Genomic DNA, 21,718 nt, shown 5'->3' on the forward strand with positions numbered 1-21,718 from the left:
CCGGTCCTTCCTGCTTCTTAGCCGGCCGTGCTGAGTTCCTGACCAGGGGCCGACGAGGCCCGTCGGTCACCGGCCCAGCGCGGCGCCCCCTCCTGCGAGAGGGGCTTTTTTATGCCCTGAGGCAGGCCGACCCCCGTCCGAGACGTCGACGAACGAGATGATGACGATGAGCGAGTCCGACACCCCACCGTTCCGCTACACCGCGGCGATGGCCGGTGAGATCGAGCCACGATGGCAGCGTCACTGGGCGGAGAACGGCACGTTCCACGCACCCAACCCGAGCGGCGACCTGGCCGATCCGAGCCACCCCCGGGCCGGTGCGCCGAAGCTGCACGTGCAGGACATGTTCCCGTACCCGTCCGGCGCCGGCCTGCACGTCGGACACCCGCTGGGCTACATCGGCACCGACTGCTACACCCGCTTCAAGCGGATGGCCGGCTTCAATGTGCTGCACCCGATGGGGTTCGACGCGTTCGGCCTGCCCGCCGAGCAGTATGCGGTGCAGACCGGCACGCATCCGCGCACCACCACCGAGGCCAACGTGGCGCGGTACCGCGCGCAACTGAGCCGGCTGGGCCTGGCCTACGACGACCGCCGTTCGTTCGCCACCACCGACCCGGACTACTACCGCTGGACTCAGTGGATCTTCCTGCAGATCTTCAACTCCTGGTACGACCCGCAGGCGCGCACGGCCCGTCCGATCGACGACCTGATCGCCGCGTTCGAGTCGGGGGAGCGGCAGCCGAAGGACGGCGCCTGGGCCACCATGTCGGCGGTGCAGCGGCGCGAGGTCATCGACTCGTACCGGCTGGCCTACGTCAGCGAGGCGCCGGTGAACTGGTGTCCCGGCCTGGGCACCGTGCTGGCCAACGAGGAGGTCACCCCGGACGGCCGCAGCGAACGCGGCAACTATCCGGTCTTCCAGCGCAGCCTGAAGCAGTGGATGATGCGCATCACCGAGTACGGCGACCGGCTGCTGGCGGACCTGGACGGCCTGGACTGGCCGGACAAGGTCAAGCTGATGCAGCGCAACTGGATCGGCCGTTCCTCCGGCGCCCACGTCGACTTCCGGGTGGACGCCGCCGGCGACGCGGTGATCTCCGTGTTCACCACCCGGCCGGACACCCTGTTCGGGGCGACCTACATGGTGCTGGCGCCCGAGCACGACCTGGTCGACGGAATCGTTCCGCAGGCGTGGCCGCAGGGCACCCAGCCGTCGTGGACCGCGGGTCACGTGACGCCGGTGGAAGCCGTCACCGCGTACCGGGAAGAAGCCGCGGCCAAGACCGAGCAGGAGCGGACCGCCGAGAGCAAGGTGAAGACCGGCGTCTTCACCGGGGCGTACGCGATCAACCCGGTCAACGGCGCCCGCATCCCGGTGTTCATCGCCGACTACGTGCTGGCCGGATACGGCACCGGCGCGATCATGGCGGTGCCCGGCCAGGACGAGCGGGACTGGGACTTCGCCGAGGTCTTCGACCTGCCGATCATCCGTACGGTGCAGGCCCCCGACGGCTTTGCCGGAGCGTTCACCGGCGACGGGCCGGCGATCAACTCCGACTGGCTGAACGGCAAGAGCGTGACCGAGGCCAAGGCCGCCATGATCGGTTGGCTGGAGGAGCACGGCCACGGCCGCGGCGCGACCACCTACCGCCTGCGTGACTGGCTGTTCAGCCGGCAGCGCTACTGGGGCGAGCCGTTCCCGATCGTCTACGACGAGACCGGCATGCCGGTGGCGCTGCCCGAGTCGATGCTGCCCGTGGTGCTGCCCGACGTGGACGACTTCTCGCCGCGCACCTTCGACGCGGACGACGCGGACAGCGAGCCGGAGACGCCGCTGTCGCGCAAGAAGGACTGGGTCGAGGTCGAACTGGACCTGGGGGACGGGCCGCGGCGTTACACCCGGGAGACCAACACCATGCCGCAGTGGGCCGGTTCCTGCTGGTACGAACTGCGCTACCTGGACCCGCACAACGACAAGGTGCTGGTCGATCCGGAGAACGAGGCCTACTGGATGGGCCCGCGGGGCGCCGGCGACTGCGGCGGGGTCGACCTGTACGTCGGTGGCGTCGAGCACGCGGTGCTGCACCTGCTGTACGCCCGGTTCTGGCACAAGGTGCTGCACGACCTGGGACACGTGTCCTCGTCCGAGCCGTTCCGCAAGCTGTTCAACCAGGGCTACATCCAGGCGTACGCGTTCCGTGACGCGCGCGGCGTGGTGGTGCCCGCCGAGGAGGTCGTGGAGCGCGACGGCGCCTACTACTACGGCGAACAGCAGGTCACCCGCGAGTACGGCAAAATGGGCAAATCGCTGAAGAACGTGGTGACGCCGGACGAGATGTGCGAGCAGTACGGCGCGGACACCTTCCGGGTGTACGAGATGGCGATGGGACCGTTGGACGTCTCGCGCCCGTGGGAGACCCGTGCCGTGGTGGGCTCGCAGCGTTTCCTGCAGCGCGTGTGGCGCCTGGTGGTGGACGAGGAATCGGGGGCCGTCCGGGTCACCGATGAGCCGCTGGACCCGAAGGTGCGCAAGACGCTGCACCGGGTCATCGACGCCGTCCGGGGCGAGATGGAGGAGCTGCGCTTCAACACCGCGATCGCCAAGCTGATCGAGCTGACGAACGCGCTGACCCCGCTGGCGGTGACGTCACGCGAGGCGGTGGAGCCGCTGGTGCTGATGATCTCGCCGTTCGCCCCGCACATGGCCGAGGAGCTGTGGCGCAAGCTGGGCCACCCGGAGACACTGGCGTACGCCGAGTTCCCGGTGGCGGACCCCGCCCAACTGGTGGCGGAGTCGGTCACCTATCCGGTCCAGGTGAACGGCAAGGTCCGGGGACGGATCTCGGTGGCGCCGGACACCGGCGATGCGGACGTACGAGCCGCGGCGCTGGCCGAGGTGGGCGAGGCGCTGTCCGGACGGGAACCGAAAAAGGTGATCGTGGTGCCGGGACGCCTGGTCAGCGTGGTGGTCTAACCCGCCGCCCCGCCCGCCCCGCCGCCGCCGCGCCCGTCCCGCCGTCGCCCCGCCCGTCCCGCCGCCGCCCCGCCGGGGCGCCCGCCCCGCCGGGGCGCCCGCCGGGGCCGCCCGCCCGGAGCGAGCGCGTCGATCATGGACTTCGTGGTCCGACAAGTCGGTCATATCCGTGCAAATTCCGCCCGCTTTGTCCAAGATCGGCGCGCACACTGGATCTACCGGGGTGCGAGGGGGGCGGGTTCTGCGCTTAGGGAGCCTCGCGCAGCGCCGCCGCCTCGCGCCGGTTCGCCCACCGCCAGCGCAGCACGATCGCGCAGGTCAGGGCGAAGCCGACGACGGCCGGCGCCAGGGTCAGCGGGCTCATCGAATCGGGTGCGGTCACCGCCGCGCCGATCACCGCGTAGGACACCGCGGACGGCACCGCCGCCAGCGTGGTGCCCAGCAGATAGCGCACCCGGCACACCGAGGTGGTGCCGTAGGCGTATCCGATCAGGCCGTACGGAGCCAGGGGCAGGAACCGCACCAGAAGCACGGCGGCCAGGCCGCGGCGGTTGAGCCAGCCGTCCAGACGCTGCATCCGGCTGCCGTGCCGGGCACTCAGCGCGCCCCGTCCGGCCCAGCGCCCGGCGTAGTAGGTGGCGATCGCCGCGATCACGGCCGCGGCGAGCGCCGTTGCCGCGCCGGTGGCCGGTCCGAGCAGGGCGCCGCACGCCAGCGTGATGGCCGTGCGCGGAACCAGAACGGACAGCAGCAGGCCGCCCAGGACGGCGATGGCCACCGCGGCGGCGGGTCCGAGGGCGACCACCGCGTTGGCAAGCTCCCGCAGCGGCAGCGTGGACGCGGCCGCGCCGAGGCCGACGACGGCCAGGGCGAGGACCCCGAACCGGACGATCCGCTTGGTGCGGCTCGTCCGGTTGCCGGACGGTTGCGCGAGCGCCGGGGTCGGAGTGGGCCGATCGGCCTGAGGGTCCGCGGCGGGGTTCGCGCCCCGCGGGGCGATCAGGATGTCGGTCATGCAGGATTACCGCCCCAACGCTCGTCGGTCCAGACCAGATCGGTGCTGCTCACACACCTGCCGCAGCCAGTCGTTCGCTGCGTAGCCGGTCGGCCCAGGTGTCGTCGAGAGTTGCAAGACTATCCACGCCGATTGCCCAACGCAGTAGCAGATCGGCTATATCCGGGTTGCGAGCGAGTGCGGGCCCGTGGGAGTAGGTTCCGATGATCTTGCCGTGCCAAGCACCCTCGGTTTGCCCGTCGTTGCCGATGCCGGCGGTCACCCGGGCCAGCGGTGCGACGTCGGCACCCAGGTGGGTGCGCCCGCCGTGATTTTCGAATCCGCTCAGCGGCGGCAGACCGAGCCGCGGGTCGATGTCGCCGCGCAGCTCACCGACGGCGCGTGTCTCGCCCCGGTCCGAGCCGATGTCCAGCAGGCCCAGGCCGGCGCACTTCGCGCCCTTGGCGAAGAACGAGTGCCCGAACAGTTGATATCCGGCGCAGATGGCGAGCACGGACGCGCCCTGGTTCACCGCGCGGTGCAGGCCGCCGTCGGCGATCAGGCGTTGCGCGGCCAGCGCCTGCGGGCCGTCCTCGCCGCCGCCGATGAGGTAGATGTCGGCGTTGGCGGGCATCGGCTGGTCGGAGCGCACCTGGAGGGTCTCCACCGGGATGCCGCGCATGGCTGCCCGGCGGGCCAGGATCAGCAGGTTGCCCCGGTCGCCGTAGGTGGATAGCAGGTCCGGGTAGATCCAGACGATGCGCAGGCAGCTCTCCGTGGTGCGCTCAGTTGACACGGTTCAACTCCGCTCGGATGTCCTGGAACGCGGTGTAGTTCGCGATGACTTCGAGGCGTCCAGCGGGGGTGGATGCGATGGCCTCGTCGAAGGTACGTACGTGCCGGAACGGCACATCGTTCACTTCCAGCCGCACCGCGAGGTCGTACGCGCGTTCGCCGGTGATCAGCACCGGACGTCCGCGCAGTGGGGAGAAGTCGACGTCGTACAGCCAGGAGGTGTCGAATCCGTCGGGGTCGCGCGCGTTGATGGACAACAGTGTGGGTGCCAGCTCGGCCATGTCGAAGGCCTCCAGCCAGCTCGCCGGGTTCTTGGCCAGCAGCAGCCGGATCAGCCGCCCGTCCCGCTCCACCTGCGCGTAGCGGCCGGCCACCGAGGCGACCGTGGACAGACGGGACACCGCTTCGATGGGGCGCACGCCGAACTCGGCGGCCAGCGCCAGGGCGGTGGCCGCGTTGCCCAGGTTGACCCGGCCGGGCAGTTGCAGCTTGATCAGGTGCCAGTCGCCGCCGGGGTCGACCACGCCGTCGTCTTCCACCTGCCACTGCGGCGCGGGCCGGCGCAGCCAGCAGCCGGTGCACCACCAGTCGCCGCCGGAGCGCTCGATCGGATCGCCGCTCTCCGGGCAGACCCAGGAGTCGTCGTGCCACCGTTGCCCGGCGCTGAACCACCGCACGTGCGGCGCGTGCGCCGCCGCCCATACCACCATCGGATCGTCCGCGTTGGCGACCACGTGCACGTCGGGGTGGGCGGCGAGGGCGGTGCGCCACATCTGGGCCATCATCGCCACCTCCTTCGCCCGGTCTAGCTGGTCGCGGCTGAGGTTGAGCAAGGCGACCACGTGCGGGGTGGTGTCCTCGATCACCCGGGGCAGGTAGTGCTCGTCCACTTCGAGCACCGCGTACGGCGTGGTGCCCGCCTTGGCCAGCGCGGAGGTGTGCCCGGTGGGCATGTTCGCGCCGAACGAGTTGGTGGCGACCGGGCCGAGCACGCCGACGGCGGCGGCGGCGAGCCGGGTCGTGGTGGTCTTGCCGTTGGTGCCGGAGACCAGCGCAATGGCGCGGCCGTGGGCCAGGTTGCGGAGCAGGTCCGGATCGATTTTGAGGCCGATCCACCCGCCGATGACCGAGCCGTCGCCGCGTCCGGCGGCTCGGGAGAGAGCAGCCGCAGTGCGCGAGACGGAGCTCGCGACCTTGGCGCGGATGGGCATTCTCGGGTCAGTCACGCGAGCGAGGGTACCGGACCCGAGGCGCGGTTCCGTCGCCCGCGCGACGCGCTCCGCGCACCGGTTCCGCAGCGTCGGGCGGAGGTGCCCGGGACGGCCGCCGCGGCGGCGGTGGAGCTCCGCTTTTCGGCCGATCAGGGGCGGCCGGTCGGCCGGTGCTTGCGCACCGTCTGTGACGTTTGGCCGGATGATCGGCCGAATCCGAATGCGGCGGTGATCGACCTTGATGCCGGAATTATTGTGAGGTGATTCACCGGTGCTGATGGACCAGGCGTGATTGCTTGACCACGCACTGGGGTGGCATTTTCCGCGGCGCACATCCAAATCGGGCAGTGAGGGCTGTGCCAAACACGCTCCGTGACGAATTGCCCGGCGGCGGCGCCTGGATGTTTTCGGTTATGAAGGTTCCGCTGGCGAGCACCCGCTCGCCGCTCGCGTCGATCCGGATCACGCCGAGCCCTGCCCCGGTCCGGTCGCTGCGACCATCGCACCGTTCGACCACAAGGCAGTGGGGGCAGGGACGGGGGACCCGATTTTCCGGTTCCCGCGTCGGCGATCCGCTCGGCGGACCGCCGGGGAGCCTCGGGGTGAAGCCGCGCCTGCGGCCGGGCAACCTTCTGCGCCCGAACCCGACAGCTAACCTCGCAGGCGTGCCGGAGGGATATCTCCACCGTGCACCACAGCAGTTCGGGTCGGGTCCGGGCGACGTTCGCCGGCACCGGCCGCACCGCGACGTCCCTGAGTCTGGCCCTCGGTCTCGGCCTCGGCGCCGGCCAACTGGTCGCCACCCCGGCCGCGTCCGCCGCACCTGTCCTGCAGGCGGCGACGAGCTCGACGGTGAAGACGACGCTTCTCGACTCGGTCAACACCACCACTCTCGGGTGGGGGTCGAAGGTCCGGGTGACCGCGAAGCTGCGGGACGCGAAGACCGGCAAGGCGGTCGGCGCCGGATACATCAGGCTTCAGGCCTGGCGCAACGGCGCGTGGCACACCTGGCAGGTCAAGAAAGTTCCGGCCAGCGGCACGGTGCGCTTCTACACCATGCCGCTGATCAGTGGGTACCTGCGTACCTTCACGTACGGCACGAGCAAGTACACCCGGGCGTACGGCAAGACGCTGCACGTCAAGGTGGTGCCGAGTGGGCGCGAGGTGCTCGCCGAGGCGCGGAGGCACACCGGCGCGCTGTACAAGTACGGCGCGTCGGGTCCCAAGCGCTTCGACTGCTCCGGGTTCACCAAGTACGTCTACAAGAAGGCGGCGGGGCGCAAGCTTCCGCACAAGGCGAACTCGCAGCAGCGGTACGGCAAGGCAGTGAGCAAGAGCAAGAAGCGGATCGGCGACCTGATCGTCTTCCGTTCCGGGTCGCACGGGTATCACGCCGCGGTGTACGCGGGCGGCGGGTACATGTACGACTCGCCGCACTCGGGTGCCCGGGTCGGCAAGCACAAGATATTCAGCAAGAGTTACGTGGTGCGGCGGCTGACACCCGCCTGATCCCGTGACGCCGCCGCCCGCGCGGAGCAGATCCGTGGGGGCGGCGGCGCGCTAAGCGCGAGGGCGCGGCCCGGAGGTTCTCCGGGCCGCGCCCTCGCGCTTTCCGGTCGTCCTCCACTTTCCTCCCCGGCGCGTCTCGTAGCGCCGCGTCAAGCCCGAATTGCGCGGAATTTCATGCCCGCTTGGGCGGCATGTCGGAAACCGGACGGGCGTACTGGTGCCGATCCGCTCCACCCGGCACGCACCGCCGCTGACGTGCTGATACGCAAACGTTCTCGCTTCTGTTGCGGCTCGATTCCGGTTGCAGGTGGAGGGAAGTGGAGTAGAGTGGAGCGCAGTGGCAGGGCCGATCGCGGACCTGTCGGCCCGGTTGACAGGCGGACCGCGAACCGCCAAGGGGCAAGGGGGGCACGCCGATGTTTCTCGGCACGCACACCCCGCGCCTCGACGACAAGGGCCGGCTGATCCTCCCGGCCAAGTTCCGAGACGAGCTGGCGGGAGGTGTCGTGATCACTAAAGGGCAGGAGCGCTGCCTCTACGTCTTTCCGATGCCCGAGTTCCAGCGGATCGCGGGGCAGTTGCGTGAGCAGCCGGTGACGCACAAGGCCGCCCGGGCATACAGCCGGGTGTTCTTCGCCAGCGCGCACGACGAGATCCCGGACAAGCAGGGGCGGGTCACCATTCCCGTGCATCTGCGGGAGTACGCCGCGCTGGATCGGGAGCTGGTCGTCATCGGAGCGAGCACACGGGTGGAGATCTGGGACAAGCAGTCCTGGGAGCAGTACCTCTCGGCGAGCGAGGACGACTTCGCCGACATCGAGGAGGGGGTGCTGCCCGGCGGGCTGTAAAGGCGTGACACCGGCACGGGACCGCGCGGCGGTCCGGACGTCGCTGCCGCCGTACTGCGAGATCTCCAGCCGCTCTGCGCTCCTGACGCCTCTTCCCCGGCGCCAGGCGCGTGTCCGGCAAGGGCGCGCCCTCACGGGCACGAGCGGATGGGGATCTGGCGGTACGGAAACGACGATCGGGTGACCGGGACGGCGCGGGTGGGCTATGGGGGTCGACATGGGGGAGCTTCGCGGCACGCACGTGCCGGTGCTGCTCGAGCGATGTCTCGAGCTGCTCGCCCCCGCGTGTCGGCTGCCCGGCGCGGTGCACATCGACTTCACGCTCGGGCTGGGTGGGCACGCCGAGGCCGTGCTGGAGCGGTTTCCGGACGTGGTCCTCGTCGGACTCGACCGGGACCCGGAGGCGCTGGCACACGGCCGGCAGCGGCTGGCCCGGTTCGCCGGGCGTACGCACCTGGTGCACGCGGTCTACGACGAGCTGCCCGCGGTGCTGCGCGAGCTGGGGTTCCCCGCCTTCCACAGCGGACTGTTCGATCTCGGGGTGTCCTCGCTGCAACTGGACGAGGCGGATCGCGGGTTCTCGTACGCCCAGGACGCTCCGCTGGACATGCGGATGGATCAGACCGGCGGTCGCACCGCGGAGGAGGTCGTCAACGAGTACCCGGTCGCCGACCTGGTCCGGGTGCTGCGGAACTACGGCGAGGAGAAGTTCGCGTCGCGGATCGCGAAGGCGATCGAGCGGGAGCGCACGAGGGCGCGAATCACCTCGTCCGCCCTGCTCGTGGAGCTGATCCGGGGTGCCATTCCGGCCGCCGCACGACGAACGGGTGGAAATCCCGCGAAAAGAACGTTTCAGGCGCTACGTATTGAGGTAAATGGCGAACTCGTCGCGCTTGAGTCGGCCGTACCGGCTGCTGTGGACTCATTGGCCCCGCAAGGGCGCCTGGTGGTGATGAGTTATCAGTCGTTGGAGGACCGGATCGTGAAGCGTGCCCTCGCCGCGAGGGCGCGCAGCACCGGGCCTGTCGACCTGCCGGTCGAACTGCCCGGGACAGGTCCGCAACTGCGGTTGCTGACCCGCGGATCGGAGACGGCGAGCGCGGCGGAGGTAGCGGTGAACCCGCGTGCGGCATCGGTCCGGCTGCGCGCGGTGGAACGGAGGCACGGGCCGGATTCGACATCCGGGGGCGCCCGCGAACGGCCCCGGATGTCGGCGAACGGGGGGACCGGACGGACACGTCCGGCGAGGCAGCAAGAGGGGGAGGACAGATGAGCGAGCGCACGTACGTGCCGCGGTCGGGGGGCCGGATCGCGGAGCAGCGCAGTGCCGGGCAGAACCGTCGTGCCGGGGGGCGCGGCGAGGCCGACATCCCGGTGCCCGGCACGCGCCGGACCGGTGCGCGCGCCGGAGGACGCGCCCGGGCGGGGGACCCGGTGCAGGCGCCCGTCGAGGGAACCGCTGCGCTGCAGCTTTCGGTGCAGCCGACGCGTGCTGCGGACGCGCCGGAGCCGTCGCTGCGGGTGGCGCCGCCGGCACCGGTGAGCGCTCCTCGGGCACCCTTCATGGTGCTGGTCATCGGTTTGGTGGTGGCCGGCGTGCTGGGCATCTTGCTGGTCAACACGAAGACGAACGAGAACTCCTTCAAGATCAGCAACCTGGAGGATCAGCAGGCCAAGCTGGACACCCAGCAGCAGGAGCTGGAGAACCAGATCGCCACGTACGAGAGCGCGGGCAACCTGGACGCGGCCGCTCGCCGGCTCGGCCTGGTGAAGGCGGGCGCGCCGGCCTACATCCGGCTCCCGGACGGCAAGATCATCGGGGTGCCGCGGCCGGGCGAGGGCGCGCCCGCGGTGACCGCACAGAACGGCTAGCCGGCCGTGTCGCCGCGCTCCGACGACGACCAGCCGCCGCGCCGGGCCTCGCAGGCCCGGCGCGGCGCGTCTCGTGACGTGCCTGCGCAGGAGCGTCCGGGTCGCCGCGGCGACCCGGACGCCGACGGTGCGGCGCGGCGGGGCTTCGGCGGCATCGGCGAGGCCCGTGCCTACACCCCGCGCGGGCGCACCGTGGCCGAGCGGGACCAGCGCACCCGGTCGCCACGGGCGGCGCGCACCAGCGATCCGTTCCGGCCGCCGCTGAAGGTGCTCGACGGCGGTCAGCCGGACGAGGGTGCCGACCGGCGCGGTCGCCGGGATGGCGCGCGGGACGAACAGGACAGGTCCCGGGAGCGGGACCGTGCCGGGCGGCGTTCCGGCGCGGATGCCGGGGGCGCGGGGCGTGCCGACGGCGCGACCCGGGGCGGTCGGGAGACCCGCAACCCCCGACGCGCCGGGCGTCCGGCGGCGGGTCCGGAACGCGGGCGCACCGTGGCCGCGGCGCCCGAACCGCGGCGTACCGCCACCGGCCGCCCGGACCGCGGTCGCACCGGATCCGACGGGGCCGGCGCCCGGGCGGACCGGGCACGTGCTTCCTCGTCGCGGTCGCGACCCGCTCCGCAGCGCGCCTCCGGCGCCCGGCCGGGTGCGGAATCCCGGCGGGCCGCCGCGCCGGCCGCGCCGCCCCGGCTGGCCAGCAGCGGCCGTCGGCTGCGCCTGAGCACGGTGCTTGTCCTGGTGCTGTTCGCGACCATCGGCGTGCGGCTGATCGTGCTCCAGGTCGCGGTGTCGCCGGACGCGGTGCAGAGCCTGATGCAGCAGCGGCAGAACCGCCTCACCGAAGTGATCCTGCCGGCCCCGCGCGGCAGCATCCTGGACAGCTCCGGGGCGGTGCTCGCGCAGAGCGTGGAGGCGCGCTACATCTACGCCGACCCGGTGCTGGTGGAGAACGGCCGCGCGGTGGCCGCGAAGCTGTCGCCGTTGCTCGGCGTGCCGGCGTCCAAGCTGGTGTCGCTGATGGCACCCAAGAAGCGGCCCGGTGGCGGCCAGTCCCGCTTCGAATACCTCGCACGTGGCGTGGACATCCAGGTGGCCGACAAGATCGCCGCGATGGACCTGGCCGGCATCGGCGAGGGTCGCGACGAGCGGCGCGACGTGCCGGGCGCGGACCTGGCGGCGAACCTGATCGGCTTCACCGGTGAGGACCACACCGGGCTGGAAGGCTTGGAGGCCCGGTACGACGACCTGCTGCGCGGCACCGACGGCAAGCGTGTCTTCGAGATCGGCAACCCGAACGCCGGCAAGGGCGAGCTCGCCAAGGAGATCCCCGGCGGCTACCACAAGTACACGCCGGCGCAGCCGGGCACCTCGCTGCAGTTGACCATCAACCGCGACCTCCAGTTCGAGGTGCAGCGCATCCTCACCGAGCAGGACAAGAAGATGAACGCCACCAAGGGTGGCGCGGTGGTGCTGGACGTGCGCACCGGCGAGGTGCTGGCGCAGGCGAGCTTCCCGACGTACAACGCGGCCAAGCCGTTCGACTACAAGCCGTCGGAGCGGGAGGACGTGCCCAGCACGGTCATCGCCGACCCCGGCTCGACGCACAAGGCGTTCGTCTTCGGGGCGGCGCTGCAGGAGGGCGTGATCACGCCGGAATCCACCATCACGGTGGGCCCGGCGCTGGAGCGCGGCGGGTACCCGTTCCCGGACACCCACCCGCAGCCCCGCGGCACCAAACTGACCATGGCCGGAGTGCTCGCGTACTCGTCCAACGTGGGCACCATCCTGATCGGCGACAAGCTCGGCCCGGAGCGGCTCTACGAATATCAGCAGAAGTTCGGCCTCGGGCAGGCCACCGGCGAGGGCATGCCCGCAGAGGCGTCCGGCAAGCTGCTGGCACCGGACCAGTGGAGCGCCTCGGCGAGCGGCTCGATCCCGATCGGGTTGAGCGTCAACGCGACGCTGATCCAGATGGCCGCCGGTTACGGCGCCATCGCCAACGACGGCACCTACATCCAGCCGCACCTGATCAAGGCGACGATCGACCCGGACGGCACGCCGGTGCCCGCCATCGCGCCGGAGACGCATCGCGTGCTCAGCCCGGCCGTGGCGAGTGAGCTGCGCACGCTCATGGAAGCGGTGGTCGACGAGAAGGACGCGACGGGCACCCAGGCGGCGGTGGACGGCTACCGGGTGGCCGGCAAGACCGGCACCGCCCCGCGATGGATCGACGGGCAGTACACCAGCTACAACACGGCGTCGTTCATCGGCATGGCACCGGCCGACAACCCGCGCTTCGTGGTGGCGGTGTCCGCCATCGTGCCGAGGGGCGGCGGCGGTGACGTGTCGGCGCCGGCGTTCAGCGAGATCATGTCGCTGGCACTGCGCCACTACCGAGTGCCACCGACGGGCACGCCCAAGCCGACCTTCAAGATCCATCCCTGAGTCGCGCTGTGGCGTTGCCGATCACGCGGTGCGCACCGGGTAGGGTCTGACGCCGTGTCCGGCATTCCCCGTCCCCCCACGGTCACGCCGACCGGCCTGTCCCGACTCGCCGCGGCGCTGCATCTCGCAGCCGCCGACGCGGACGTCCAGGTCAGCGGCGTGACGCACGCGAGCGCCGAGGTGCGACCCGGTGATCTCTACGCGGCGTTGCCCGGTGCCCGGCGACACGGCGCCGAATTCGTCGGCGTCGCCGCCGACGCCGGTGCGGTCGCCGTGCTCACCGACGCGGCGGGCCGCGCCGCCGCCGAGCGCGCCGGCCTGCCCGCGCTGATCGCCGACGACCCGCGCGCGGTGCTCGGCACGGCGGCGTCGCTGATCTACGGTGACCCGTCCGCGGACCTGAGGGTCATCGGCATCACCGGAACCGCCGGCAAGACCTCCACGGCATACCTGGTGGAGTCCGGGTTGCGCGCCGCCGGGCTGACCACCGGCCTGATCGGCACGGTGGAGACCAGGCTCGGCGACATGGTGATCGACAGCGCCCGGACCACTCCGGAGGCGACCGATCTGCACGCGCTGCTGGCCACCGCGCGGCACCGCGGCGTGCAGGCGGTGGTCATGGAGGTCTCCAGCCACGCCCTGGCGTTGGGCCGGGTCGGCGGGGTGCGCTTCGACGTCGGTGGCTACACCAACTTCGGGCAGGATCACCTGGACTTCCACACCAGCTCCGCGGACTACTTCGCGGCCAAGGCCCTGCTGTTCGACGGCCGGTGCGCGCACGAGGTGCTCAATCACGACGATCCGGCACTGCGCCCGCTGTTCACCGACGCGACCGTCAGCTATTCCGCGGCCGGTGCTGCGGAGGCCACCTGGCGCGCCGCCGACGTGCGCCCGTCGGCGTTCGGGCAGCGGTTCGTCGCGTACGGGCCGGGCGGTGCGGTGGAGTGTGGAGTCTCCCTGCCGGGCCGGCACAACGTGGCCAATGCGCTGCTCGCGCTGGCGTCGCTGACCCTGGCCGGGGTGGACGCGCCGACCGCGGCTAGCGGCGTCGCGGCCTGCCCCGGCGTGCCGGGACGGCTGGAGCAGGTCAGCGCGCCGGGCGAGGTGCTCGGGGTGGTCGACTACGCGCACAAGCCGGACGCCATCGTGGCCGCGCTGGCCGCGCTGCGCGAGCTGGCCACCGCCCGCGGCGGACGGCTGCTCTGCGTGATCGGGGCCGGCGGTGACCGGGATCGCGGGAAGCGTCCGTTGATGGGCGCGGCGGCGGCTCGCGGCGCGGACCTGGTGGTGGTGACCGACGACAACCCGCGCACGGAGGACCCGGAGGCGATCCGGGCGGCGGTGCGCGGCGGCGCGGAGGCCGCGGCCACCGGTGCGAAGATCATCGAAGTGGCCGGGCGTCGTGCCGCGATCGACGAGGCGGTTCGCCTCGCCGCCGCCGGTGACGTGGTCGCGGTGCTGGGCAAGGGACACGAGCGGGGCCAGGAGGTGGACGGCCGGATGCTGCCGTTCGACGATCGGATCGAGCTGGCCGCGTCCCTGGCGGGCGCCGCGTGATCCGCATGACGCTGGGCGAGATCGCCGCCGTCACCGGCGGCCGTCTCGTCAACGCCGACGAGGACGCCGCGGTCACCGGGCCGGTCGAGTTCGACTCGCGCCGGGTGGAGCCGGGCGGCCTGTTCGTCGCCTTCGACGGGGAGAAGGTGGACGGTCACGCGTTCGCCGCCGGGGCCGTCCGGGCCGGAGCCGCGGCCGTGCTGGGCGACCGGGACACCGGCGAACCCGGCCTGGTGGTCGGCGATCAACTGGCCGCGCTGGCGGCGCTGGCCCGCGCGGTGCTGGACCGGTTGCCGGAGCTGACCGTGGTGGGACTGACCGGTTCCTCCGGCAAGACCACCACCAAGGACTACATCGGTCAGCTACTGTCCCGGCTGGGCCCGACCATCGCTCCGCCCGGCTCGCTGAACAACGAGCTGGGCCATCCGTACACGGTGCTGAAGGCGACGCCGCAAACCCGTTTCCTGGTGCTGGAGATGGGTGCCCGGGGCATCGGGCACATCCGGCATCTGGCGCAGATCGCGCCCCCGCGCATCGGGCTGGTGCTCAACGTGGGCGCCGCGCACCTCGGCGAGTTCGGCTCGGTCGAGGGCACCGCGCGGGCCAAGGGCGAGCTGGTCGAGGCGGTGCCGGCGGACGGGGCGGCGATCCTCAACGCGGACGATCCGCTGGTCGCCGGGATGGCCGGGCGCGCGTCCGGCCGGGTGGTGACGTTCGGCGAGTCGGCCGCGGCGCAGGTCCGCGCCGAGGAGGTGACGCTGGACGACCGGGGTCGCGCCGCCTATCTGCTGCGCGGGCACCCGGTCCGGCTCGGCGTCACCGGGCGTCACCAGGTCAGCAACACCCTGGCCGCGGCGGCGGTCGCGCTGGAGGCGGGCATGCCCGCGGCACAGGTGGCGGCGGCGCTGACCGAGCTGAGCGTGGTGTCGAGCCGCCGGATGGACGTGTTCGACCGGCCGGACGGCGTGACGGTGATCGACGACTCGTACAACGCGAACCCGTCGTCGACGGCGGCGGCGCTGCGGGCGCTCGCCGCGATGGCGGGTGACCGGCGCACGGTCGCGGTGCTGGGCTACATGGCCGAACTCGGCGAATACGAAAAGTCAGGACATGAGGAGGTCGGGCGGTTGGCCGCGGAACTGGGCGTCGAACGGCTGGTCGCGGTCGCGGACAACGCCGCACCGATCTTGGACGGCGCGCGAGCGGTCGTCGGCTGGACCGGTACGGCGATCTTCGCCGCCGACCAGGCCGCCGCGATCGCCGCGATCGCCGTCGAACCGGGGGACATCGTGCTGGTCAAGGGCTCTCGCTATCGCACCTGGGAGGTGGCGGACGCGCTGCGCCCGTCGGCTCCCGGTGAGACGACCGTGTCCGGAGCGCAGGGGGGTCGCCGGTGAGGGCCGTCATCGTCGCGGCGGCGGTCGCGTTCATCATCTCGCTGTTCGGCACCCCGGTCGCCATCCGGGTCTTCACCGCCATGAAGGCGGGCCAGCCGATCCGCTCCCTCGGTCCCAGCACCCACCAGGGCAAGAAGGGCACGCCCACGATGGGTGGCGTGGCCTTCGTGGTGGCCACCGTGCTGGCGTACGTGGCCGGGCACGTCGCGTTGACCACCCTGCCCTCGGCGCAGATCGCTCAGGTCGGTCCGACGATGACCGCGCTGGTGCTGCTCGGGCTGTTCGTGTTCTGCGGCGCGGTCGGCTTCCTGGACGACTTCCTCAAGGTCCGCAAGCGCAACTCCGACGGCCTGAGCGCCAAGGGCAAGCTGCTCGGACAGCTCCTCGTCGGCGGCGGGCTGGCGGTCGCCGCCCTCTATGTGCCCAGCACCAACGGCCAGACGGTGGCCAGCGAGCACATCTCCTTCATCCGAGACATCAGCTTCCTGGACGTCGGCAAGGTCGGCTCGGTCATCGTGTTCGTCTTCGTCATCATGTCGATGTCCAACGGCGTCAACCTCACCGACGGCCTGGACGGATTGGCCACCGGCGCGTCCATCCTGGTGCTCGGCGCGTATACGCTGATCGGGTTCTGGCAGTACCGGCACTGGTGCGGCGACCTGGACTATGCCAACGCGGCGAAGTACTGCTACGAGGTGCGCGACCCGCTCGAAGTGGCGCTGATCTCGGCGGCGGCGGCCGGTGCGTGTGTCGGCTTCCTCTGGTGGAACACCTCGCCCGCCCGGATCTTCATGGGTGACACCGGGGCCCTCGGGCTCGGCGGCCTGATCGGCGGCCTGGCCATGGCCACCCGCACCACGCTGCTGTCGATCATCATCGGCGGCCTGTTCGTGATCATCACGATGTCCGTGGTCATTCAGATCATCTCGTTCAAGACCACCGGCAAACGTGTCTTCCGGATGTCGCCGCTGCAGCATCACTTCGAACTCGCCGGATGGAGCGAGGTCAACATCGTGGTGCGGTTCTGGATCGTGGCCGGCATCTGCGTGGCGATCGGGCTGGGACTCTTCTACTCCGACTTCCTGGCGGTCATGGGGTAATGGATATCTCCCGCGACACGCCACGTCTGTGACACCGTCTCACGTGTGGTGGCGACCATGATGAGCCCATGGTGGAGGACCGCGGGAACCGTCCGTCGCTGAGCCGGCAGCTCCTGCCCGGACTGCATGGGCTGCTGGCCCGGCCGCTGTCCTCGTACTACCTGCTGATCGCCGCCGCCGGGCTGCTGCTGCTCATCGGCCTCACCATGGTCTTCTCGGCGACGAGCGTGCAGGCGTACGCGAAGGACGGCAGCGCGTTCGCCGAGATCAGCCAGCAGGCGGCCTACGCGGCGCTCGGCGTGCTCGGCTTCTGGGTCTGCCAGCGCCTGCCCGCCGGCACCTTGCGCACCCTCGGCACGTACGTGCTCGGCGTGGCGGTGGTGCTGCTGTCGGTGCTGGACCTGCTGGTGGCGTTGAAATCGGTGGGTGCGCTGGACGATGCGCGGATCGGGCCGGTGCACGCCTATCAGCTCTGGCTCTACATCGGGCCGCTCGGCGTGCAGCCGTCCGAGCTGGCCAAGCTGGGCATGGTGCTGTGGGGCGCCGACATCATCGCGCGCAAGGGCGCCGCCCTGGCGCACTGGCGGGAACTGGCCATGCCGTTGTTCCCGGTGATCGGACTGCTGTTCGTCCTGGTGGGCTACAACGACCTGGGCACCATGCTGGTACTCATCGCGCTGATCGTCGGGCTGCTCTGGACCGCCGGGATCCGGCTGCGGTTCTTCGCCCCGCTCGGCGTGCTCGGGCTGGCCGGCGTCGGCCTGCTGGTCGCGGCGGCCTCCCGCGGGGCCGGCTCGGGCACCGCCGGTGCGCCCAACTATCGGCTGGAGCGCCTCACCAGCTTCCTCACCCCGCTGGACAAGTGCGATCTGGACGGGCCGTGCTACCAGATCATCCAGGCTCGCTCGGCGATCTTCGAGGGCGGCTGGTTCGGCGTGGGCCTGGGCAAGGGCGCGTTGAAATGGGACTGGCTGCCGGAGGCCAAGAACGACTTCATCTTCGCCGTGGTCGCCGAGGAACTCGGGGTGGTCGGCTGCGCCGTGGTGCTGGCCCTGTTCTCGGTGCTGGCGTACACCGGGTTCCGGATCGCCCGGCGCAGCCAGGATCCGTTCCGTCGGCTGGCCGCCGCCGGGATCACCGTCTGGCTGGTCGCCCAAGCCGTGATCAACATGGGCGTGGTGGTGGGCCTGCTGCCGATCACCGGCGTGCCGCTGCCGTTCATCAGCACGGGTGGCAGCGCGCTGGTGGTGACCCTCGCCGCGATCGGCATCCTGGCATCCTTCGCCCGTGCCGAACCGGATGCGGCCCGAGCCCTGCACGCCCGTCCGCCCGCCCGATGGGTACGGCTAGTCTGGGCCCCGCTGCCGCCGCTTCCCCCGTCGCGGCGGCCACCGAATGGCCGGGCGAAACCCGCCCGCACACCCGTCCCGGCGGGGGACGAGAGGAGACGGTGATGGCTCTGCTGCGGTCGGTCGTGCTCGCCGGAGGAGGCACCGGCGGACACATCTACCCGCTGCTCGCCTTCGCCGACGCGTTGCGCCGCACCTTCCCCGAGGTGCGCATCACCACGCTGGGCAGCCCGAAGGGCATGGAGAACGACCTGATCCCGCCGGCCGGATACGACCTGCGCGTGATACCGGCGTTCCAGTTGCCGCGCACCGTCAACCTGGACCTGATCCGCACGCCGGACCGGATGTACCGGTCCGCCCACGCGGCCGGCAAGGTGATCGACGAGGTGCAGGCGAACGTGGTGGTCGGCTTCGGCGGCTATGTGTCCGTCCCGGCCTATCTCGCCGCGTGGCGGCGCGAGATGCCGATCGTGATCCACGAGGTGAACGTGCCCCCCGGCGTGGCCAACCGGATGGGCATGAAGTTCACCAAGAACGTCGCGGTGGGCTTCCCGCACCAGCCGAAGCAGGCGGAGTCGCTGCGCGACGCGCGGGTGGTCGGCGTGCCGTTGCGCACCGCGATCGCCCGGATGGACCGCGCGGCGGTGCGCCCGCAGGCGCTGGCGCAGTTCGGCCTGCGTCCGGACCTGCCGGTGCTGTTCGTCTCCGGCGGGTCGTCCGGCGCGCGCACCATCAATCTGGCGGTGGCGTCCGCGGCCAAGAAGCTGGCGCACGCCGGCATCCAGGTGCTGCACGTGCGGGGCGGGCGCAACGAGGAGTTCGAGGTGCCCAGCGACCTGCCCGTGCCCTACGTGGTGGTGCCGTACCTGTCGGACATGCAGCTCGGCTACGCGGCGGCGGACTTGATGCTGTGCCGCGGCGGCGCGATCACGGTGGCCGAGACCACGGCGATCGGCATGCCCGCGATCTACGTGCCGTACCCGCACAGCAATCAGGAGCAGAAGCGCAACGCGCTGCCGGTGGTCGAGGCCGGCGGCGGACTCCTGGTGGACAACGCGGAGCTCACCAGCGAATGGATCGAGCGTACGGTGATCCCGCTGGCCCGCGACGGCCAGCGGCTGCGGCAGATGAGCGCCGCGGCTGCCGCGTACGGCCGGCCGGATGGCGACGAGGCGTTGCTGGACTTCGTGTGCGAGGCGGTGGCCCAGCGATGAGGTCTGCTGAGCGGGGCACCATCGGAGCTGACGAGCAGGACAGAGGAGCAGAACAGTGAACACGGCGGAGCTGACCCCGGCCGGCGAGTTGACCGCCGAGGACCTGGGCAGTGTGCACCTGATCGGGATCGGCGGGGTCGGCATGGGTGGGCTGGCCCGGTTGCTGCTCACCCGGGGCGTCCCGGTGTCCGGCAGCGAGCTGCGGGAATGGCCGGCGCTGGCGGCGTTGCGCGCGCTCGGCGGCACGGTGCACATGACGCACGTCGCGTCCAACCTCGACGGGGTGGACACGGTGGTCTACTCCACCGCCATCCCGCAGGACCACCTGGAACTGGTCGAGGCGCGCCGTCGCGGTCTGCGGGTCATGCACCGCGCCGAGGCGCTGGCCGCCGCGATGACGAACCGGCAGACCATCGCGGTGGCGGGCACCCACGGCAAGACCACCACGACGTCGATCATGACGGTGATCCTGCAGCACGCCGGGCAGGACCCGTCGTTCGTGATCGGCGGCGAGATCTCCGAGGCGGGCTCGAACGGTCACCACGGCACCGGGCCCTACTTCGTGGCCGAGGCGGACGAGAGCGACAAGTCGTTTCTGATCTACCGCCCGCACGTCGCGATCGTGACCAACATCGAGGCGGACCACCTGAACAACTGGGGTGACCTGGATGGGCTGAAGGCGGGTTTCCTGGAGTTCGCCGAGCTCGCCCACGCGGACGGTTTCGTGGTCACCTGCGCCGACGACCCCGGGGTGCAGGATCTGATCGCGACGCTGCGCGCGGCCGGGCGCACCGTCTACACGTACGGCGAATCGCCGGCGGCGGACCTGCGGATCACCGGCGTTGCCTCCTCGGTGAGCGGGGTGCGTTACGACGCCGCCCTGCACGGCGAGGAGCTGGGCGAGATCAAGCTCGCGCTGCCCGGCACGCACATGGGTCTGAACAGCTCGGCCGCGGTGCTGACCGCGCTGAAGCTGGGCATCCCGCTGTCCACGATCGCCGAGGCACTGGCCTCGTTCCCGGGCGTCCGGCGCCGGTTCGAGCGCAAGGGCATCGCGGCCGGGGTCCGGGTCTACGACGAGTACGCGTACCACCCGACCTCGGTGAAGGCGGCGCTGCGCACCCTGCGCGAGGTGGCCGGCGACGGTCGTCTGCTGGTGGTGTTCCAGCCGTACCGGCTGTATCGCACCCGTGACCTGCAGGCGGAGTTGGCCGAGGCGCTGGCGGTCGCGGACGAGGTCATCGTCATGGAGGTGTTCGCCCCGGGCGAGGTGCGCGGGCCGGGTGAGGGTGGGGTCGCGCTGACCGCGGTGATCGCGCTGCCGGATGACCAGAAGGTCTTCGTGCCGTCCTGGGCGGACGTGGCGGTCGAGGTGGTCCGGCGCAGCCGACCCGGTGATGTCGTGGTCACCATGGGTGCGCCGCCGATCTCGCTGATGGGCGACGAGTTGCTGGCGGCGCTGGCCGCGGTCGGCGCGGACGAGGCATCCGGGGAAACCGTGACCGGGGAGGTCGCGGCGCACGAGAAGGAGTGACGGCGGGATGTCCAGCGGGGGCGGACGGAACTGGCGGTTGGTGCGCGCGGATACCGACGCGGTGCCGTCGTCGGTGCGGCGGTTCATGGCCCGTGCCCGCCACCGGCGGCTGCGGGCGGCGCTGCCCTGGGGGGTGGGCGCCGGGGTGCTGCTCGTGCTGGGCGGCCTGACCTGGATGGTGTACGGCACGTCGCTGCTCGGGGTGCGCACGGTCCAGGTGGCCGGGACGCGCACCATCACGCCGCAGATGGTCGAGCGGTCGGCCGAGGTGGCCATGCGGGAGCCGCTGGCCCGGGTCGATCTGGATGCGGTACGGGACCGGGTGCAGCGCCTGCCCGCCGTGGACCATGCGGTGGTGTCGCGGTCGTGGCCGGCCACCCTCCGGATCGAGATCGTGGAGCGGGAACCGGTGATGGCGGTGGTGACCGGCCGGTTGTGGACGCTCGTGGATGACGACGGCGTCGCGTACCGGCAGACGCCGGACCGGCCGGTGGGGGTGCCGGTGGCCCGGCTGAGCAGACCCGGCCCGCACGACGTGAACACCCGCGCGGCGCTGACGGTGCTCGCCGCGCTCACCGGCGAGCTGCGCGACCAGCTCGCGTCGATCACCGTCACGGCGCCCGCGCGGATCCGGCTCCAGTTGCGCGACGAGCGCATCGTGATCTGGGGCGACGACACCCAGAGCGGGACGAAAGCCGAGGTCGCGACCGCTTTGCTGCGCCGTGAGGGAGCGACGATCGACGTCAGCGCACCGTCCGTGGTCACCATCCGCTAAACGGACATCGGCACCAAACGTCGCATTACGTTCGAGGTTACGGCTGAGTCGGATAGTCACCACGTAAGCGGACGCCGACACGCCGCGTAGGTCCTTGGATGTGGCCTGGTGGCCGCTTACGTTGCCCCAGAGGCCAGATGG

Annotated in this window: 16 protein-coding genes and 1 riboswitch; of the genes, 13 read left to right on the plus strand and 3 right to left on the minus strand. The window is 71.4% G+C overall.

Annotation, left to right across the window (positions count from 1 at the left end):
• The first annotated feature begins 166 nt into the window (after window positions 1-166).
• Window positions 167-2,977: a leucine--tRNA ligase gene (leuS, locus tag IEY73_RS00205; RefSeq protein ID WP_505744142.1), complete on the plus strand. Its 2,811-nt coding sequence runs from the start codon at window positions 167-169 to the stop codon at window positions 2,975-2,977.
• Between the two features lie 247 nt (window positions 2,978-3,224).
• On the opposite strand, the gene IEY73_RS00210 is transcribed toward leuS, so the two are convergent.
• From IEY73_RS00210 to IEY73_RS00220, 3 genes are read right to left on the minus strand one after another with little or no spacing between them, the layout of a single operon-like run.
• Complete coding sequence (locus IEY73_RS00210) at window positions 3,225-3,992, minus strand: TVP38/TMEM64 family protein (RefSeq protein WP_189076965.1); 768 nt, start codon at window positions 3,990-3,992, stop codon at window positions 3,225-3,227.
• Window positions 3,993-4,041: 49 nt separating this feature from the next.
• The gene (locus IEY73_RS00215; protein WP_189076966.1) at window positions 4,042-4,767 is read right to left on the minus strand and encodes a type 1 glutamine amidotransferase; all 726 of its coding nucleotides are present in this window, start codon (window positions 4,765-4,767) and stop codon (window positions 4,042-4,044) included.
• Entirely contained in the window at window positions 4,757-5,977 is a 1,221-nt protein-coding gene (locus tag IEY73_RS00220; RefSeq protein ID WP_189077743.1) for a Mur ligase family protein, read from the minus strand. The genes IEY73_RS00215 and IEY73_RS00220 overlap by 11 nt, the downstream gene beginning before the upstream one ends.
• A 563-nt stretch (window positions 5,978-6,540) precedes the next feature.
• Window positions 6,541-6,658: riboswitch (cyclic di-AMP (ydaO/yuaA leader) on the plus strand.
• A 6-nt stretch (window positions 6,659-6,664) separates the two neighbouring features.
• Between IEY73_RS00220 and IEY73_RS00225 the strand changes: the two genes are divergently transcribed.
• From IEY73_RS00225 to IEY73_RS00280, 12 genes are all read left to right on the plus strand, one after another.
• On the plus strand, window positions 6,665-7,486 hold the full coding sequence (locus IEY73_RS00225; protein WP_229715293.1) for a C40 family peptidase: 822 nt from the start codon (window positions 6,665-6,667) through the stop codon (window positions 7,484-7,486).
• A 416-nt stretch (window positions 7,487-7,902) separates the two neighbouring features.
• Window positions 7,903-8,334, plus strand: a complete 432-nt coding sequence (mraZ, locus tag IEY73_RS00230; protein WP_189076967.1) for a division/cell wall cluster transcriptional repressor MraZ — start codon at window positions 7,903-7,905, stop codon at window positions 8,332-8,334.
• Between the two features lie 205 nt (window positions 8,335-8,539).
• Window positions 8,540-9,607, plus strand: a complete 1,068-nt coding sequence (gene rsmH, locus IEY73_RS00235; protein ID WP_189076968.1) for a 16S rRNA (cytosine(1402)-N(4))-methyltransferase RsmH — start codon at window positions 8,540-8,542, stop codon at window positions 9,605-9,607.
• Complete coding sequence (gene ftsL / locus IEY73_RS00240; RefSeq protein WP_189076969.1) at window positions 9,604-10,206, plus strand: cell division protein FtsL; 603 nt, start codon at window positions 9,604-9,606, stop codon at window positions 10,204-10,206. The genes rsmH and ftsL overlap by 4 nt, the downstream gene beginning before the upstream one ends.
• A 6-nt stretch (window positions 10,207-10,212) precedes the next feature.
• Window positions 10,213-12,651 carry a penicillin-binding transpeptidase domain-containing protein gene (locus tag IEY73_RS00245; RefSeq protein WP_189076970.1) on the plus strand — a complete coding sequence of 813 codons (2,439 nt, stop codon included), beginning with the start codon at window positions 10,213-10,215 and terminating at the stop codon, window positions 12,649-12,651.
• Window positions 12,652-12,747: 96 nt separating this feature from the next.
• A complete protein-coding gene (locus IEY73_RS00250) occupies window positions 12,748-14,208 on the plus strand; it encodes a UDP-N-acetylmuramoyl-L-alanyl-D-glutamate--2,6-diaminopimelate ligase (RefSeq protein WP_373292729.1) in 1,461 nt (486 codons plus the stop codon).
• Window positions 14,205-15,605: a UDP-N-acetylmuramoyl-tripeptide--D-alanyl-D-alanine ligase gene (locus IEY73_RS00255; protein ID WP_189076972.1), complete on the plus strand. Its 1,401-nt coding sequence runs from the start codon at window positions 14,205-14,207 to the stop codon at window positions 15,603-15,605. The genes IEY73_RS00250 and IEY73_RS00255 overlap by 4 nt, the downstream gene beginning before the upstream one ends.
• Entirely contained in the window at window positions 15,602-16,705 is a 1,104-nt protein-coding gene (mraY, locus tag IEY73_RS00260; RefSeq protein WP_189076973.1) for a phospho-N-acetylmuramoyl-pentapeptide-transferase, read from the plus strand. Before IEY73_RS00255 ends, mraY begins: the two co-directional genes overlap by 4 nt.
• A gap of 68 nt (window positions 16,706-16,773) precedes the next feature.
• Window positions 16,774-18,159, plus strand: coding sequence for an FtsW/RodA/SpoVE family cell cycle protein (locus IEY73_RS00265; RefSeq protein ID WP_189076974.1), 1,386 nt, complete (start codon window positions 16,774-16,776; stop codon window positions 18,157-18,159).
• On the plus strand, window positions 18,159-19,268 hold the full coding sequence (gene murG / locus IEY73_RS00270; protein WP_189076975.1) for an undecaprenyldiphospho-muramoylpentapeptide beta-N-acetylglucosaminyltransferase: 1,110 nt from the start codon (window positions 18,159-18,161) through the stop codon (window positions 19,266-19,268). Before IEY73_RS00265 ends, murG begins: the two co-directional genes overlap by 1 nt.
• 55 nt (window positions 19,269-19,323) lie before the next feature.
• Window positions 19,324-20,802 (plus strand): UDP-N-acetylmuramate--L-alanine ligase, encoded by a 1,479-nt coding sequence (murC, locus tag IEY73_RS00275; RefSeq protein WP_189076976.1) that lies wholly within the window; start codon window positions 19,324-19,326, stop codon window positions 20,800-20,802.
• A 7-nt stretch (window positions 20,803-20,809) separates the two neighbouring features.
• Window positions 20,810-21,577, plus strand: a complete 768-nt coding sequence (locus IEY73_RS00280) for a cell division protein FtsQ/DivIB (RefSeq protein WP_189076977.1) — start codon at window positions 20,810-20,812, stop codon at window positions 21,575-21,577.
• The last annotated feature ends 141 nt before the right edge of the window (window positions 21,578-21,718 follow it).

Origin of the sequence: Mangrovihabitans endophyticus (assembly GCF_014646155.1) — a bacterium.
Classification (GTDB): Bacteria; Actinomycetota; Actinomycetes; order Mycobacteriales; family Micromonosporaceae; genus Actinoplanes; species Actinoplanes endophyticus.